14 protein-coding genes and 2 pseudogenes are annotated in these 15,391 nt (G+C 58.4%); 12 read left to right on the top strand and 4 right to left on the bottom strand.

Annotation, left to right across the window (positions count from 1 at the left end; all coding sequences use genetic code 11):
• The 9 genes from FSY45_RS26975 to FSY45_RS26930 form a co-directional block, all read left to right on the top strand.
• Window positions 1-896: tripartite tricarboxylate transporter substrate binding protein (locus tag FSY45_RS26975; protein WP_148748557.1), on the top strand; the 896-nt coding region annotated here is incomplete at its 5' end.
• 15 nt (window positions 897-911) lie between these two features.
• Window positions 912-2,153: an aromatic ring-hydroxylating dioxygenase subunit alpha gene (locus FSY45_RS26970; RefSeq protein ID WP_043009000.1), complete on the top strand. Its 1,242-nt coding sequence runs from the start codon at window positions 912-914 to the stop codon at window positions 2,151-2,153.
• Window positions 2,150-2,614, top strand: coding sequence for a nuclear transport factor 2 family protein (locus FSY45_RS26965; protein WP_034369201.1), 465 nt, complete (start codon window positions 2,150-2,152; stop codon window positions 2,612-2,614). The genes FSY45_RS26970 and FSY45_RS26965 overlap by 4 nt, the downstream gene beginning before the upstream one ends.
• Entirely contained in the window at window positions 2,611-3,558 is a 948-nt protein-coding gene (locus FSY45_RS26960; RefSeq protein WP_046462169.1) for a PdxA family protein, read from the top strand. Before FSY45_RS26965 ends, FSY45_RS26960 begins: the two co-directional genes overlap by 4 nt.
• Window positions 3,559-3,567: 9 nt before the next feature.
• Window positions 3,568-4,578: an FAD-binding oxidoreductase gene (locus FSY45_RS26955; RefSeq protein WP_046462170.1), complete on the top strand. Its 1,011-nt coding sequence runs from the start codon at window positions 3,568-3,570 to the stop codon at window positions 4,576-4,578.
• Window positions 4,579-4,690: 112 nt separating this feature from the next.
• A complete protein-coding gene (locus tag FSY45_RS26950; protein WP_370512853.1) occupies window positions 4,691-5,791 on the top strand; it encodes a porin in 1,101 nt (366 codons plus the stop codon).
• Between the two features lie 650 nt (window positions 5,792-6,441).
• The gene (locus FSY45_RS26940) at window positions 6,442-6,801 is read left to right on the top strand and encodes a hypothetical protein (RefSeq protein WP_046462172.1); all 360 of its coding nucleotides are present in this window, start codon (window positions 6,442-6,444) and stop codon (window positions 6,799-6,801) included.
• A 91-nt stretch (window positions 6,802-6,892) separates the two neighbouring features.
• Complete coding sequence (locus tag FSY45_RS26935; protein ID WP_046462173.1) at window positions 6,893-8,224, top strand: Rieske 2Fe-2S domain-containing protein; 1,332 nt, start codon at window positions 6,893-6,895, stop codon at window positions 8,222-8,224.
• 19 nt (window positions 8,225-8,243) lie between these two features.
• Window positions 8,244-9,419, top strand: a complete 1,176-nt coding sequence (locus FSY45_RS26930; RefSeq protein WP_046462176.1) for a Gfo/Idh/MocA family protein — start codon at window positions 8,244-8,246, stop codon at window positions 9,417-9,419.
• Window positions 9,420-9,480: 61 nt separating this feature from the next.
• Here FSY45_RS26930 and FSY45_RS26925 read toward each other — a convergent pair whose 3' ends face one another.
• From FSY45_RS26925 to FSY45_RS26915, 3 genes and pseudogenes are all read right to left on the bottom strand, one after another.
• Window positions 9,481-10,074: a MarR family winged helix-turn-helix transcriptional regulator gene (locus FSY45_RS26925; RefSeq protein ID WP_046462883.1), complete on the bottom strand. Its 594-nt coding sequence runs from the start codon at window positions 10,072-10,074 to the stop codon at window positions 9,481-9,483.
• Between the two features lie 290 nt (window positions 10,075-10,364).
• On the bottom strand, window positions 10,365-11,357 hold the full coding sequence (locus tag FSY45_RS26920; protein WP_046462882.1) for an ABC transporter substrate-binding protein: 993 nt from the start codon (window positions 11,355-11,357) through the stop codon (window positions 10,365-10,367).
• Between the two features lie 73 nt (window positions 11,358-11,430).
• Window positions 11,431-11,688, bottom strand: a pseudogene (locus FSY45_RS26915) (MFS transporter); the annotation flags it as partial.
• Between the two features lie 279 nt (window positions 11,689-11,967).
• On the opposite strand from FSY45_RS26915, the gene FSY45_RS26910 reads away from it, so the two are divergent.
• From FSY45_RS26910 to FSY45_RS26900, 3 genes are all read left to right on the top strand, one after another.
• Complete coding sequence (locus FSY45_RS26910) at window positions 11,968-12,930, top strand: PDR/VanB family oxidoreductase (protein WP_046462880.1); 963 nt, start codon at window positions 11,968-11,970, stop codon at window positions 12,928-12,930.
• Window positions 12,931-13,033: 103 nt separating this feature from the next.
• Entirely contained in the window at window positions 13,034-13,528 is a 495-nt protein-coding gene (locus tag FSY45_RS26905; RefSeq protein ID WP_046462879.1) for a bacteriohemerythrin, read from the top strand.
• Between the two features lie 477 nt (window positions 13,529-14,005).
• On the top strand, window positions 14,006-14,980 hold the full coding sequence (locus FSY45_RS26900) for a tripartite tricarboxylate transporter substrate binding protein (RefSeq protein ID WP_046462878.1): 975 nt from the start codon (window positions 14,006-14,008) through the stop codon (window positions 14,978-14,980).
• 88 nt (window positions 14,981-15,068) lie between these two features.
• Here the strand turns inward: FSY45_RS26900 and FSY45_RS26895 are convergent.
• Window positions 15,069-15,272 (bottom strand): annotated as a pseudogene (locus FSY45_RS26895) (IS30 family transposase); the annotation flags it as partial.
• Window positions 15,273-15,391 lie beyond the last annotated feature (119 nt).

The raw sequence follows: 15,391 nt of genomic DNA, 5'->3' as shown, positions 1-15,391 counted from the left end.
TGGCTCAGTCAAATCAACCTCTCAAGATCGTCGTGCCCTTCTCGGCCGGTGGTACCGCTGATGTACTGCCGCGCCTAGTAGTCGAAAAAATCCGCGCGGACTACGCAGGTGGCGTGATCATTGAAAACAAGCCCGGGGCTGGCGGAAACATCGGTGCCGATCTAGTGTTCCGGGCACCGCCGGACGGAATGACTGTGCTGGCCTCCCCTCCGGGGCCCATCGCCATCAACCACAACCTCTATCAGAAGCTCAGCTTTGACCCGACTCGCTGGGTACCGGTGACGATTTTGGCCACAGTGCCCAACGTCCTGGTCATCAACCCGAAGCTGCCTTTTAAGTCACTTGGCGAGTTCATTGCATACGCCAAAGCCAATCCCAAAAAAGTGACTGTGGCGACGCAAGGCGACGGCTCCACATCCCACCTGACTGCAGCCATGTTTATGCAGCTGACTGGCACTGAGCTGACCGTCATTCCCTACAAGGGAACAGCCCCTGCACTGATCGACCTGATCGGCGGCAATGTGGACGTGTTTTTCGACAACATCAGTTCGTCGGCCACCTACCACCAGGCCGGTAAAGTGCGCATTCTGGCCGTTGCCGACGAGCAGCGCTCCCAAATATTGCCCCAGGTCCCCACCTTCGCCGAGCAGCAATGGCCAGCCATGCAGGCCGTGACGTTCTTTTCTGTCGTCGCCCCCCCAGGCACGAGTGCAGAAATCGCACAGAAGCTTCAGAGGCAGATGGCCCAGGCTCTGTCATCAAACGACATCCGCAAGCACTTTCAGGAACAGGGCGCCGTGCCCTGCGGCTGGGATCCCACCAAGACTGCTCAGTTCATCCGTCAGGAAACCGAGAAGTGGAAGAAGGTGCTGAAGGCCGCCAACGTCAAGCTCTAACCCTTAGGAATCAACATGCAAGAATCCATCATCCAGTGGCGTGGGGCCACTAATACGCGCGTGCCTTTTGGTATCTATACCGACACAGCCAATGCGGATCAGGAACAGCAACGTATCTATCGCGGCGAGGTCTGGAACTACCTGTGCCTGGAATCTGAAATCCCTGAGGCGGGTGATTTCCGCACCACCTTTGTCGGTGAAACACCAATAGTTGTCGTGCGGGATGCCGACCAGGAAATCTACGCCTTCGAGAACCGCTGCGCGCATCGCGGCGCTCTCATCGCTCTGGAGAAATCGGGCCGTACGGATAGTTTCCAGTGCGTCTATCACGCCTGGAGCTACAACCGACAGGGAGATCTGACCGGCGTTGCCTTCGAGAAAGGTGTCAAGGGCCAGGGTGGCATGCCGGCCTCGTTCTGCAAAGAAGAGCATGGCCCGCGCAAGCTCCGTGTAGCTGTCTTTTGCGGTTTGGTCTTTGGCAGCTTTTCCGAGGATGTACCCAGCATTGAGGATTACCTTGGCCCTGAGATTTGCGAGCGCATAGAGCGCGTGCTGCACAAGCCCGTAGAAGTCATCGGTCGTTTTACGCAAAAGCTGCCTAACAACTGGAAGCTCTACTTCGAGAACGTGAAGGACAGCTATCACGCCAGCCTCCTGCATATGTTCTTCACCACCTTCGAGCTGAATCGCCTCTCACAAAAAGGTGGTGTCATCGTCGACGAGTCGGGTGGCCACCATGTGAGCTATTCCATGATTGATCGCAGCGCCAAGGACGACTCGTACAAGGACCAGGCCATCCGCTCCGACAACGAGCGTTACCGGCTCAAAGATCCCAGCCTTCTAGAGGGCTTCGAGGAGTTCGAGGACGGCGTGACCCTGCAGATCCTTTCTGTGTTCCCTGGCTTTGTGCTGCAGCAGATTCAGAACAGCATCGCCGTGCGTCAGTTGTTGCCCAAGAGCATCTCCAGTTCGGAACTCAACTGGACCTATCTTGGCTATGCAGATGACAGTGCAGAGCAGCGCAAGGTCAGACTCAAACAGGCCAACCTCATCGGCCCTGCAGGATTTATTTCCATGGAAGACGGAGCTGTCGGTGGATTCGTGCAGCGTGGCATCGCAGGCGCTGCCAACCTTGATGCGGTCATCGAGATGGGCGGAGACCACGAAGGCTCTAGCGAGGGCCGCGCCACAGAAACCTCGGTACGCGGCTTTTGGAAGGCCTATCGCAAGCATATGGGACAGGAGATGCAAGCATGATCAATGAAATTCAAATCGCGGCCTTCAATGCCGCTTACGCGAAGACCATAGACAGTGACGCCATGGAGCAATGGCCAACCTTCTTCACGAAGGATTGCCACTATCGCGTCACCAATGTCGACAATCATGCCGAGGGCCTGGCGGCCGGCATTGTCTGGGCGGATTCACAGGACATGCTCACCGACCGAATTTCTGCGCTGCGCGAAGCCAATATCTACGAGCGCCATCGCTATCGCCATATTCTGGGACTGCCTTCGATCCAGTCAGGCGATGCAACACAGGCCAGTGCTTCCACGCCGTTCATGGTGCTGCGCATCATGCATACCGGGGAAACAGAGGTCTTTGCCAGCGGTGAGTACCTCGACAAATTCACCACGATCGATGGCAAGTTACGTCTGCAAGAACGCATCGCCGTTTGCGACAGCACGGTGACGGACACGCTGATGGCATTGCCGCTATGACAATAGTGCACCGTAGATTGGCTTTGGCCATCGGCGACCCCCACGGTATTGGCCCAGAAATCGCACTGAAAGCTCTTCAGCAGTTGTCTGCCACCGAAAGATCCCTGATCAAGGTCTATGGACCGTGGAGCGCTCTTGAACAAGCAGCGCAGATCTGCCAAATGGAGTCCCTTCTTCAAGACCTCATTCATGAGGAAGCCGGCTCGCTGGCACAACCAGTGCAATGGGGAGAGATCACCCCGCAGGCAGGCCTATCCACGGTGCAATCTGCAACGGCAGCCATCCGGGCGTGCGAAAACGGCGAAGTCGACGCCGTCATCGCCTGCCCCCACCATGAAACGGCCATTCACCGCGCAGGCATAGCGTTCAGCGGCTACCCATCTTTGCTCGCCAATGTTCTTGGCATGAACGAAGACGAGGTATTCCTGATGCTGGTGGGTGCCGGCCTGCGCATAGTGCATGTCACTTTGCATGAAAGCGTGCGCAGCGCACTGGAGCGGCTCTCTCCTCAGTTGGTGGTCAACGCGGCGCAGGCTGCCGTGCAGACATGCACCTTACTCGGAGTGCCTAAACCAAAAGTCGCTGTATTCGGGATCAACCCTCATGCATCTGAAGGGCAGTTGTTCGGCCTAGAGGACTCTCAGATCACCGTTCCCGCTGTCGAGACACTGCGCAAGCGCGGCCTAGCAGTAGACGGCCCCATGGGAGCTGACATGGTTCTGGCACAGCGCAAGCACGACCTGTATGTAGCCATGCTGCACGATCAGGGCCATATCCCCATCAAGCTTCTGGCACCTAACGGAGCCAGCGCACTATCCATCGGTGGCAGGGTGGTGCTTTCCAGTGTGGGCCATGGCAGCGCCATGGACATTGCAGGCCGTGGCGTGGCTGACTCCACGGCCCTCCTACGCACGATCGCCCTGCTCGGAGCCCAACCGGGCTGAGGACCCTCCATGAACCACCAGATCCATATCCACGACTCTGACATCGCATTCCCCTGCGCGCCCGGGCAATCCGTACTGGATGCAGCCCTGCAGGCAGGCATCGAGCTACCTTATTCCTGTCGCAAAGGTAGCTGTGGCAACTGTGCGAGCGCCTTGCTCGACGGAAATATTGCGTCCTTCAATGGCATGGCCGTGCGCAACGAATTCTGCACCTCGGAGCAGGTATTGCTGTGCGGCTGCACCGCCGCCAGCGATATACGTATCCAGCCGAGCTCCTTTCGCCACCTTGACCCGGAAGCCCGAAAACGTTTTACGGCCAAGGTGTACAGCAATACACTGGCGGCACCCGATGTCTCGCTGCTGCGCCTGCGCCTGCCTGTGGGCAAGCGCGCCAAATTTGAAGCCGGCCAATACCTGCTGATTCACCTCGACGACGGGGAAAGCCGCAGCTACTCTATGGCCAATCCACCCCATGAGAGCGATGGCATCACATTGCATGTCAGGCATGTACCGGGTGGACGCTTCAGCACTATCGTTCAGCAGTTGAAGTCTGGTGACACATTGGATATCGAACTGCCATTCGGCAGCATCGCACTGAAGCCTGACGACACCAGGCCCCTGGTTTGCGTTGCAGGTGGCACGGGATTTGCGCCCATTAAATCTATTCTTGATGACTTAGCCAAACGGAAGATACAGCGCGACATCACGCTGATTTGGGGGGCTCGCAACCCCTCGGGCCTGTATCTTCCTAGCGCCATCGACAAGTGGCGCAAAGTCTGGCCACAGTTTCGCTACATTGCAGCTATCACCGACCTAGGCGATATGCCTGCGGATGCTCACGCAGGTCGGGTGGATGACGCACTACGCACACACTTTGGCAACCTGCACGATCATGTGGTGCACTGCTGTGGCTCACCCTCCCTGGTTCAATCAGTGCGCACAGCAGCTTCCGATATGGGCCTGTTAGCACAGGACTTCCACGCGGATGTTTTTGCGACGAGCCCGACTGGTAGCCACTAGAAGTAGCTATCCATGCGATATCAACACGGCGGGCTTGAGGCGGGTATATGTTGATTTCCACCCAGAAGTGATCCACTAGCCCCCACCAACGATCCAACTAGCCAAGCATGCTGTGATATGCGCAGTGTTGCTCAACGTTTGCGGAGCAGCTAACGCACAAGGAAGCGTCACCATTTATGGACGCCTAGACTCCGGCGTCGACTCACCCCACTCGGGCGGCTCCAGCATCAGTCGCGTGTATTCGGGCGGCAGCGCTGGTAGTAACCTAGGTTTCCGAGGTGTAGAGAACCTGGGAGGAGGGCTCTCCGCCGTCTTTCGCCTAGAGCAAGGCTTCTACCTCGACGCAGGTACGTTGGCCCAAGGCGGCCGTGCGTTCGGGCGCGAAGCATCGGTTGGCCTCAGCGATACAAGGCTCGGTACCGTGCAGATGGGGCGCATTCCTACGCCCTACTATTCAGTACAGGGTAATGTGGATGCCTTCATCCGGGAGGGGGCGGGCGGGCTGCTGGCGCTCACCCGAAATATTAATGCAACCACGCAGCGTCAGGTGTTGCCGATGGGGGTAGCGGCGCGCCAAGACAACGCCATCAGTTATGTATCCCCGCGCTGGGATGGCCTTGAGGTGCGCGGGCAGTATTCCTTTGGTGAGAAGTCCGCGACGATCGGTCGCGGTTACGGCGTATCTGCGCGCTATCAGATTGGCGGCTTCGACCTCAATGCTGGCTTCCAGCGACAGGAGGGCGCGGACAACATTGCCTCGGGCAAGGTCTCGGCATTGGTGCTTGGAGGATCCTATGATGCCCGCTTCGCCAAGTTTTTCCTCGGCACGACGGTTGAGAAGAACTCCTGCAGCACCTGCACCGGCGGCATCGCCCGACTGCCAGGAACTTCCACGAGCGAGTTTAGGTTGATCAACGTCGGCGTGCGCGTGCCATTCGGGCCGTTCACCGCCATTGCCCAGTTCACCCGAGTTAACGACCGCACCGACTACACGGCCACGACTGGCAATCGCGATGCCAATTGGATTGCCCTTGGTGGTGACTATGACCTGTCTAAGCGAACGCGTCTCTACTTTGGCGCCGCACGGATTACCAACAAGAACGGATCGCAGTACGTACTGGGCACCGGAACTGCTCAAGCTCCAGCAACGTTAGTCGGCTCGGCGAACGGAAGCTCGCACAATATCTACATGGGGGTCCGGCACAACTTCTGAGGGCTGCTCATGGCGTAACTTAGCGTCCTTTCAATGCTTTGTTGCGTCTAACAAAAAGTATCGGTGGAGTAGCTATTCCCAAGGTTTGGTGCCGGAGAAATTCGGCACTTTTTTATGGCGTTGCCAACAGGCAAAGCCCTGGGCCAAGCCATCATCGTCACCAACAAGCCTGGTGCAGCCAGCAACATCGGAGCAGCGCCGTGGCTCGCACCAAACCGGAAGGCTACACCATGCCGACATGCCGACATGGCGAACCAGCACGCTGGCCGCCAATCCTCACATCGACTCCAAGCTAACTTACATCGCCGAAAAAGACTTTGCCCCAGTAGGTCCTGCTGGTGCGCTTTCGCGTACTGCTGGTGGTCAACAGCCAGCAGCCCATCAAGAGCTACGACGAATTTCAAGCCTGGGGCAAGGATGCTATTCCACTGCAGGCCAGCGCAGGCAGCCCCACCACTTGGCGACCGAGCTGCAGCGCATGCGCTGCGGGTTGAACTTCGTGCACGCGCCCTACCGCAGTGCAGCACCGGCCGTTCAGGACGCGCAGCTCGACAGATCCCCTTCATGTTCGTAGATACGGCATGAGTCTGCAGCATGTGTAGGGCGGCAAGATCCAGGCGACCGGCGTCGCCAGCCCGAAGCTCCTGAGCATGCTCAAGGATGTGGCCACGCCGGACGATCAAGACCTCAAAGGGCTCGAAGCCTATGCCGGCCGGGCGTGGTCGTACTCGCAGCCACGCCCAAATCTCGAAACCCTGGCCAGCGCTTTGGCAACGCCCGAAGCCAAGAAGGCTGAGGCTAGAGATCTCCTCAGCACACCAGAAGCCGTAGCCGACTATGCCCGCGCCGAGCGCGCTAAGTGGATCAAGTCGAGCAACATCAAGCTGGATTGCCTACCTCTGACACAGCATCCAAAGCCCTCCCGGAAAATTCCGGGAGGGCTTTGTTTCATGTCTCTCGATCAAAGGTTTGCGATTGTCCGCAGGCCGCCACCTATCGACGCCACATAGTCTTGGCAAACAAACTTGCCAATATAAGTAGATCTCTAATATAATTTAATAAACTTCACTGCTGAAGGCGAGTAATCGCCAGGAGACAACGATGCTGACTCATGAAGAAAACGAATTGCTGTGCCGCGTAGAAGGCGAAGCCCCCATGGGCAAGCTGATGCGCCAACACTGGACCCCGATCTGCCTGATTGAAGAGGTCAGCGAACCGGACGGCGCACCGGTCAAGGCGCGCATCCTCGGCGAAGACCTTGTCGTGTTCCGCGACAGCGAAGGCCGCGTCGGCGTGGTCGGCGAGTACTGCCCGCACCGCCGCGCCTCGCTGGTCTACGGCCGCAACGAAGACGGCGGCCTGCGCTGCCTGTACCACGGCTGGAAGTTCGACGTGCAAGGCAACGTACTCGAAATGGTCTCCGAGCCCGCCTCCAGCGGCATGGCCGAAAAAGTCAAGCACACAGCCTATCCGACCAAGGAATGGGGCGGCATGGTCTGGGCCTACATGGGTGCTCAGGACGCCGTCCCCGAATTCGTCGCTCCCGCCTGGGCACCGACGGCTGATACCCGTGTGAGCATCGGCAAGGTGCTGCTGCCCTGCAACTGGGCACAGATCCTCGAAGGCGCCATCGATTCCGCACACAGCTCCAGCCTGCACTCGTCGGATTTCGTGCCGGCACGCGTGACCGGCGCCGAAGCCACGGACAAGAACTGGCTGCGCCCCTCCACCGACAAGGCTCCCCGCCTGCAGGTCCAGCGCACCGAATATGGTTTCCGCTACGCCGCCCTGCGCCGCCCGATCTTCAATGCCACCACGCACGACTATGTTCGCTCGACCGTGTTCGTCGCACCCGGCACCGTGCTGATTCCGCCGAACAACCTGTACAACGTCGCCAACGTCAACGTGCCGATGGACGACACCAATACGGTGTTCTACTTTATCGCCTGGGGTGATGCAGCCGCCACACCAGAAACCGAAACCTGGCGCAAGTTCCTGCACACGCAGATCGGCCCGGATCTGGACGAGCGCTTCCGTCCGCTGCGCAACCACGAGAACCGCTTCTGGCAAGACCGCCAGGCCATGAAGGCCGGCAACTTCACCGGCATCACGGGCTTCCCGAACCAGGACATCGCCATGTGGGTCACGATGGGCCCCATCGCCGACCGTTCAGACGAACGTCTGGGCGCCAGTGACCTCGCCATTGTCGAGTTCCGTCGTCGCATGCTCGATGCCATCGCCGAATACAAGCAGGACGGCAAGGCCATCGGTACCGGTGCCAAGGCAATCCCTGGCACGGTCTGCTCGTACCAGGCCGTGGTGCCGAAGGAAACCGATTGGCGTGAATACCAGGTCCGCTACGTGAGCGCCAAGCATGCCGTGTCGGACGAACAATCCGCCGTGGCCGCGACCGACTACCAGGTCAAGCAGTAATCAACGGATGGAAGTGGCCATGGAACAGCGCCGTTTGCGCATCGGGGTTGCAGGACTGGGGCGGGCATTCTCGCTGATGCTGCCCACCTTCCTGCAGGACCCCAGGGTTCAGCTCGTTGCCGCGTGCGACCCTCGCGAAGAGGCCCGGCAGCAGTTCGCTGCCGACTTCAACGCAAGGACTTACACAGACGTGCAGGACCTGGCCGAAGACCCGGATGTGGAGGCCATCTACGTGGCCAGCCCGCACCAATTCCACGCCCAGCACACCGAGATTGCTGCAGCCAGGGGCAAGCATGTGCTGGTCGAGAAACCGATGGCGCTCAACGCGGCCGACTGTGATCGCATGATCGCGGCCTGCCGCGCCGCGAACGTGCATCTGATCGTCGGGCACTGCCACAGTTTCGATACACCGTACCGGCGCACGCGCGAACTGATCCGCTCGGGCGATTTCGGTGCGGTGAGGATGATCCAGGCTTTCAACTACACCGATTACCTGTACCGTCCGCGCCGACCCGAAGAACTGATGACGGCCGAAGGCGGTGGTGCCGTCTTCAGCCAGGCTGCACACCAGGTCGATATCGTGCGAATGCTCGCAGGCTCACGTGCCACGCGCTTGCGCGCAAGCGTTGGCCGCTGGGATCCACTGCGCCCGACCGAAGGCGCCTATTCCGCCCTGATCTGGTTCGAGAACGGCGCATATGCCTCACTCTCGTACAACGGCTACGGTCACTTCAACAGTGACGAGTGGACCGGCTGGATCGGCGAAATGGGCGATCACCTGAATCCGGATGCCTACGGCAGTGCGCGCAAGCGCCTGGCCACCATTGCCTCGGCAGAGGACGAAGCCAAGCTCAAGGCTGCCGGTACGTACGGTGGTGCCGACTACAAGCCCCCCTCGCTGGCAGCAGAAGAACCGACACGCAGTCATCAGCACTTCGGCCCGGTGATCGTGTCCTGCGAACGCGCCGACTTGCGCCCCCTGCCCGATTCCGTCGTCGTGTACGGCGACCAGCAGCGCGAAACGCTTGCTCTCTCGCGCCCGACCGTGCCGCGCGCCGAAGTGATCGACGAACTGTGCGATGCCGTAATCCTGGGCCAGGCCCCCCTGCATGATGGGGAGTGGGCAAAAGGCACGCTGGAAATCTGCATCGCGATTCTGAAGTCGAGCGAAATGGGTACGGACGTACTGCTCTGACGACAGGCTCCAGGAAAGAAAAAACCTCGCAGTGCGAGGTTTTTTCTTTCCTGGAGCCTGTTCAACAGTTTTCGCACTCCTCGCCGCGAGCGGCAATCAGGTGCCCCATTTCCCGAGTAGAAGGAATCCGCAGCAGCGAGTCATGTGCCTTCTCGGCTTCGTCGCATGCCATGTTCTCGATGATCGTGAGCAGCACCTTGCGCGCGATGTCGATCTCCGAGCCTTTCAGGCCCTTGACGCTGATCTCATTCACTTCTTCGGCCAATGGAACCAGCTTGCTTTCCAGGCTGCGACCGCGAGGCGTGAGATACACATGAGTATTCTTGCGGTTGCCGGGCGCATAGCGGCGTTCGACGTATCCCAGCTTCTCCATCGCCGACACCGCACTGAAAGTGGTCGGCGTGGTGGTACCAGCCTCGTCGCTGAGTTCCTTCTGCGTCAGTCCATCGGTGACCCACAGAATGCGCAGAAACGCCCAGTGACCGAAAGAAACTTCATACTGAGCCAGGCGCATCTGCAGCCCCCGAACCATCGCCCGGCCTGCATCCTTCACCAGGTGAGCGAGACGATCATCCGGTACGGCCTCGCGCCAATGCCGCAAGATAGGGTTCTCTTTGGAATCCGGTGCCTTGCTGGGAGAGGGTCTGGCTGTCATGCTTTCTCCTTCGCGGCCATCGTCAGAATGCTTGAAATCATAGTGCCTTCACAAGTGCACGAACCGCTTCCTCGGTTCTGAACTCATGCTTTGTCAATTCAAAAGGTATGCCAACCACACCGATACGAACAAGCCGGGCATCAAGGTATCGGTACGGATACCTTGCGCCATCACAGGGCGAGTGCATTGTAGACGTGATACCGCGGCGAACGGAAAAGCAGACTGTACATACAAAACGCCGCGCACCTGGTCAACCAGGTGCGCGGCAATATCCGCAGCAGCTGATGAGATCAGATCTTGAAGCTCTCCAGGCTGGCCGGGTGGAACAGCTCGGCAGGCTGGAGGCGGCGGCTCGATAGGCCTTCTGCATGGTGCTGCGCGAGGAAACGGTCAACCACATGGGCATTCTCGGCAAAACCATACGACCAGAAATCCTGGCCCATTAGGCGGCGCGCATTGCGCAACTGGTCCTCGATGAACGGCAGCGTGACCTTGGTGGCCGATGTGTCGCTCAGGCGCGTCAGTGCTACCGCCTTGGAATGCTCGAAGGCCTTGACCAGTGCGCCGGGCAGCCAGGGATGCTGCTCTGCCAGGGTCTTGCGCACGCCGAGCGTGTGCATGATCGGGAACAGCTTGCGACGCTCATACCATTCGGCCGCAGCCTTCTGCGGATCCTCGAACAGGTACTTGACCTGCGGGTGACCATGGTCGAAGCACGATGGGGCACGCGGCCCGATCACGCCATCAATTTCGCCATCGGCCAGCAGGTTCGAGATGGTGCGGCCTTCCGGCGCGTTCACCAGCGACACACCTTCAGGCAGCTTCAGCGAGATCTTCTCAATGCGGGTCGGATCTTCGTAGCCGCCACGCACCCATTGGATGTCGGAGGCCTTCACGCCGTATTCCTCTTCCAGGAACATGCGCACCCACACATTGGCGGTCAGTTGGTATTCGGGCACGCCGATGCGCTTGCCCTTGAGGTCGGCCGGGCTGTTGATGCCGCGATCGGCACGCACGTAGACCGAGCTGTGGCGGAATGCCCGCGAAGGGAACACCGGCACGGCAATGTACGGCGAGGTGCCAGCTGCGGTCTTCACCGAATAGCTGCTGAGCGACAGCTCGCAGATGTCGTAGTCTGCGGTGCGGAACGCACGGAAGAAGATCTCTTCCGGATCCTGCAGCATGAACACAGGGTCCACACCGTCGATCTGGACGTCGCCGTCGATCAGCGGACGCATCCGGTCGTAATTGCCCACCGCGATGGACAGTTGAAGCTTGCTCATGTTGATTCCTTTGTGACGATCAAAAGCGATTCAGAGCGCATTGTCATGCGCCGGTTTGTGGTGCCTGCTGGCGTGGCACCTCCAGCAGGATGTAGCCAATGAAGAACAGACTCATGCCCAGACCGTAAGCGCCATCGCTCAGACCAAGATCGTGCTTCAGGTGCAACTGCGCAAAGCTGATGTTGACGCGCTCAAGATAGTTGAGCACCCAGCAGAAGAACAGGAAGCTCATCAGCCTGAGAGTGATCTTGCGATAGGTTGTCTCGACGGTTGCCGGACCGGAAGCTTGATGCGGAAGCGCACCCACGTAGTTCAACGTGGAATCTGTCATTTCGGAGTCTCTTGGAGGCGTTTTGTCTGCTGCCGACTTGACCTGGCGGAGCAGCGAACACGTCTGAGTTCGCTTTACCAGCCGACGCAACCAAGCCTTAAATTACTAGATACCTATTAATTAGATGTCTATTCATTATGTTACAAGGCTTAGTGAGCGCCGACAAGCAGGGGTTTACCCCTCGCGCAAAACCGTGCGCAAGTCAACTACTTCACTTGCATTACTAGATCTCTAGCAATACAATTGCAAATATTGTCGAGCAAGTAAAGGAAGACAGGCATGACCACCCAGGAAAGCGGTTTTCTGCGTCTGAAGATCGCGGAGAAGGAAAAGATTGCACGCGACATCTGGCGCTTTGAACTTACTCACCCAGAGGGCGCGCCGCTGCCACCATTCGAGGCTGGCTCGAATCTGACGCTGGTGGCCCCCAACGGCATGCGCCGCAGCTATTCGCTCTGCAACGACTCGCAAGAGTGCAATCGCTATGTCATCGCCGTGAAGCGCGACAGCAATGGCCGTGGCGGCTCGATGAGCCTGGTCGACGACACATCCGCAGGGGATTCGATCGAAGCCTCTCTGCCGCGCAACGAATTTCCGCTTGATGAACGCGCCAAGTCATTCATTCTCGTGGCTGGCGGCATCGGCATCACGCCCATGCTGTCCATGGCACGCCAACTAAAGGCTGAAGGCCTGCGGGACTTCAAATTGTATTATCTGGCCCGGGATCCAGAGGGCACGGCCTTCCTCGACGAGCTCAGCAGCAACGAATGGCGCTCGTTAGTGAAGATCCACCACAGCTTCGGCGACCCGGCGAAAGCCTTCGACTTCTGGGCCCTGTTCGAGCGTCCCAAAGCCGCACACGTCTATTGCTGCGGACCGCAGTCGCTGATGGATACCGTCCAGGACATGACAGGCCACTGGCCGTCCGGCACCGTTCACTTTGAAAGCTTCGGCGCCGGCAATGCCAACACAAAGGAAAACACGCCTTTCATGGTGCACCTTAAGCGCACCGGCATCTCATTGCAAGTTCCGACCGACCGCTCGATTCTGGACGTTCTGCGTGCCTCGAACGTGCGTGTAGCAAGCTCCTGCGAAAGCGGTACCTGCGGCTCCTGCCGGGTAGGATTGTGCTCGGGCGAAGCGGACCACCGGGATCTCGTGCTGCGAGACGATGAGAAGGATGCACAGATTATGGTCTGCGTATCCCGTGCAAAATCTGCGGAGTTGGTGCTGGACCTCTGAGCCGGCATCGCTGATGACGGTCCTACCCGCACCGTTGCCGAAACAGACACTCCGGTTGGCACGGCCAAGCATTGGCATACCAACATAACAAGGGACATTGAACATGAATGAGCAGACTTCTACCTCAGCCCCCAGGGCTCGGGATGCCAGTGCGCCCACACCGGTCGACGACAACAGTCTCGCCTGGACCGATGCTCGCTTGCTGGGATTTACGCCCATGGATAATGTGCATGAGGAGTTCTACGCGACTGCGTTGAAACTGGTGACCTGCACAGAGAAGAGTGCAGCCCAGGCCATCGAAGAGTTCGAGCAGCATGCCATCAGCCATTTCGAGCAGGAAGATGAATGGATGCGCACCACGAACTTCCCTCCTCGGGACTGCCATCTCGACGAGCATGCGGCAGTGCTGAAGTCGGTCCGCGAGGTCAAGGAAGCTGTTGCACAAGGACAAGCCGGCGCCGACGTAGTCCAGGATATCGGCATGGCCCTCTTCCAGTGGTTCCCAGGTCATGCAGACTATCTGGACTCCGCACTGGCCGCCTGGATGACCAAGCTGAATATGGGCGGCAAGCCCATCGTGCTGCGACGTAAGCTTTGACAGTGCTCCAGGGGACATCCGAGACATCCCTCCCCCAGCCAAGACCCAGACACCCCCACCCAAACGCGGGATCCATGCACATTTCTGCAACGCACCGCCCCCAGAGGTTAGGGATACTCCCGATCAAAATCATGCTAGCCCTCTAACAATAATTTTAGACGTCTAATAAAATATAAATAAGGCATGCCTATGAAGAGAAACAGTTGCGACGCAGAGGACAAGACTCTGCGCGCCGCAACCGAAGCTGCCTCCACTATCTAAAAGAGGTGACCAAGCCTGACCTCGCATCAAGCTGCGTCGCACGCATGCCTGCATCGTTGCGCTGGGCTGCAAATGTGCATGTCATTTTTTAAACAGGACGCCCCACCACCACGGAGCTTTCGCCCCAGCCACATGCTTTGTACGGACATCTTAATGCCGGTACATGAGCGGATGGCGTCGGTGCCGCGAGAAATCACAAAAAACAGGAGACATGTCATGACAAGAGGAATTTTCTTGAAAATATCGGCGGCAATTGCCCTCCAGGCGTTGTCAATCTTTGCATATGCTGATAGCGATTTCCCGAACAAGCCCGTAAAGCTGGTCGTACCCTACGCTCCCGGAGGGCTGCCGGATACCGTGGCCCGGATTCTGGCCGAAAAAATGCAGGCAGACCTCAAGCAGCCGGTCATTGTCGAAAACAAGCCCGGCGGCGGCGGCGGCGTTGCCATCACGGCCATCAAGCAATACCCTGCCGATGGTCATACCTTCTTGGTTACGGACGGCCCTCTGCTGGCGGTTTCTCCGATCATCATCAAGAACCTCAAGTATGACGCCCAGAAGGATCTGGATCCCGTTTCCCTCGTCGGTGTGGCCCCTCTGCTTCTGGTCACAAACTCTTCCGCACCCTTCAAGAACATGAAGGATTTCATTCAATATGCGAAAGAGCATCCCGGCGAGTTGAATTACGGGTCTTCCGGAATCGGTTCCATCCACCACCTGACGGCAGAGGCCATGGCCCATTCGCTGGGCATCAATGTCAAGCATGTCCCGTTTAGGGGTAGCTCCGCCTCTATTCCTGCACTGATCGGCAACCAAGTTGACATCACATTCGCCTCTCCCCCAACCCTGATGGGCTTCGTCCATAGCGGCAAGGCCAGGATACTGGCGACCAACACCTTGGCTCGCAGCAAGACCAGTCCGGACATTCCTGCCATTTCCGAGTACGCCAAGAACTTTGACTTTGGCTTTACCGTGATCATGCTGGCCAAGAAAGGAACGCCCGAGGCCTATAGGAACAGGATCAGCGATTCGGTCAAGAAAGCCGTCAACGATCCCGAGGTCAAGAGCAAGCTGGAAAAAGCAGGAGTCGACTCCATTGCTGGAGGTCCTGCCGAGTTGGCGGCAAAGCTCGCATCTGAAAATAGCCGGGTCATCGCAGCGGCCAAACTGGCTAACCTAAAACCAGAATAAAACCAGAACCGGCCCACACCCAATGCCAGTCAGCCAAGAGCTCACTGGCATTTTTCGTTGGTGGACCCGCATCTTCTACGTCGATGGTAAGCGTTGCCACCTGGCTGTAGGCATCGCCAAACAACAGATCGCCCTCCCAAAGGCCCGGCACTGCACGGCTGGGCGCTCGCTAATGGGCACTGCATCGACGATCCGGCCATGGATCGTCGCATTCCCCTAGTGTGCCGCAAATGCTCCAAAAAAGCTCTTTCTTCAAGGCTCCGCGTATTTGAACGAAGAGCGTGCTGTTAATTTCCACGCATAACTGACCCGCCGGGGATGCGGACAAAAACTTGGACTACCAGGAGGTAGTTCATGTACTCATACGCAGACAGGATTCGTGCAGTTGAGCTTTACATCAAGCTTGGCTTG

Source organism: Comamonas sp. Z1 (assembly GCF_008121555.1).
GTDB lineage: Bacteria > Pseudomonadota > Gammaproteobacteria > Burkholderiales > Burkholderiaceae_C > Comamonas > Comamonas thiooxydans.
The sequence above is the reverse complement of the archived record's forward strand: the minus strand, read 5'-3'. Positions and strand labels throughout refer to the sequence as shown.

Excerpts from the sequence above, each read along its gene's own strand:
- FSY45_RS26970 (WP_043009000.1), top strand. The coding sequence starts at position 912 with ATGCAAGAATCCATCATCCAGTGGCGTGGGGCCACTAATACGCGCGTG.
- FSY45_RS26965 (WP_034369201.1), top strand. The coding sequence starts at position 2,150 with ATGATCAATGAAATTCAAATCGCGGCCTTCAATGCCGCTTACGCGAAG.
- FSY45_RS26960 (WP_046462169.1), top strand. The coding sequence starts at position 2,611 with ATGACAATAGTGCACCGTAGATTGGCTTTGGCCATCGGCGACCCCCAC.
- FSY45_RS26955 (WP_046462170.1), top strand. The coding sequence starts at position 3,568 with ATGAACCACCAGATCCATATCCACGACTCTGACATCGCATTCCCCTGC.
- FSY45_RS26940 (WP_046462172.1), top strand. The coding sequence starts at position 6,442 with ATGCTCAAGGATGTGGCCACGCCGGACGATCAAGACCTCAAAGGGCTC.
- FSY45_RS26935 (WP_046462173.1), top strand. The coding sequence starts at position 6,893 with ATGCTGACTCATGAAGAAAACGAATTGCTGTGCCGCGTAGAAGGCGAA.
- FSY45_RS26930 (WP_046462176.1), top strand. The coding sequence starts at position 8,244 with ATGGAACAGCGCCGTTTGCGCATCGGGGTTGCAGGACTGGGGCGGGCA.
- FSY45_RS26925 (WP_046462883.1), bottom strand. The coding sequence starts at position 10,074 with ATGACAGCCAGACCCTCTCCCAGCAAGGCACCGGATTCCAAAGAGAAC.
- FSY45_RS26920 (WP_046462882.1), bottom strand. The coding sequence starts at position 11,357 with ATGAGCAAGCTTCAACTGTCCATCGCGGTGGGCAATTACGACCGGATG.
- FSY45_RS26910 (WP_046462880.1), top strand. The coding sequence starts at position 11,968 with ATGACCACCCAGGAAAGCGGTTTTCTGCGTCTGAAGATCGCGGAGAAG.
- FSY45_RS26905 (WP_046462879.1), top strand. The coding sequence starts at position 13,034 with ATGAATGAGCAGACTTCTACCTCAGCCCCCAGGGCTCGGGATGCCAGT.
- FSY45_RS26900 (WP_046462878.1), top strand. The coding sequence starts at position 14,006 with ATGACAAGAGGAATTTTCTTGAAAATATCGGCGGCAATTGCCCTCCAG.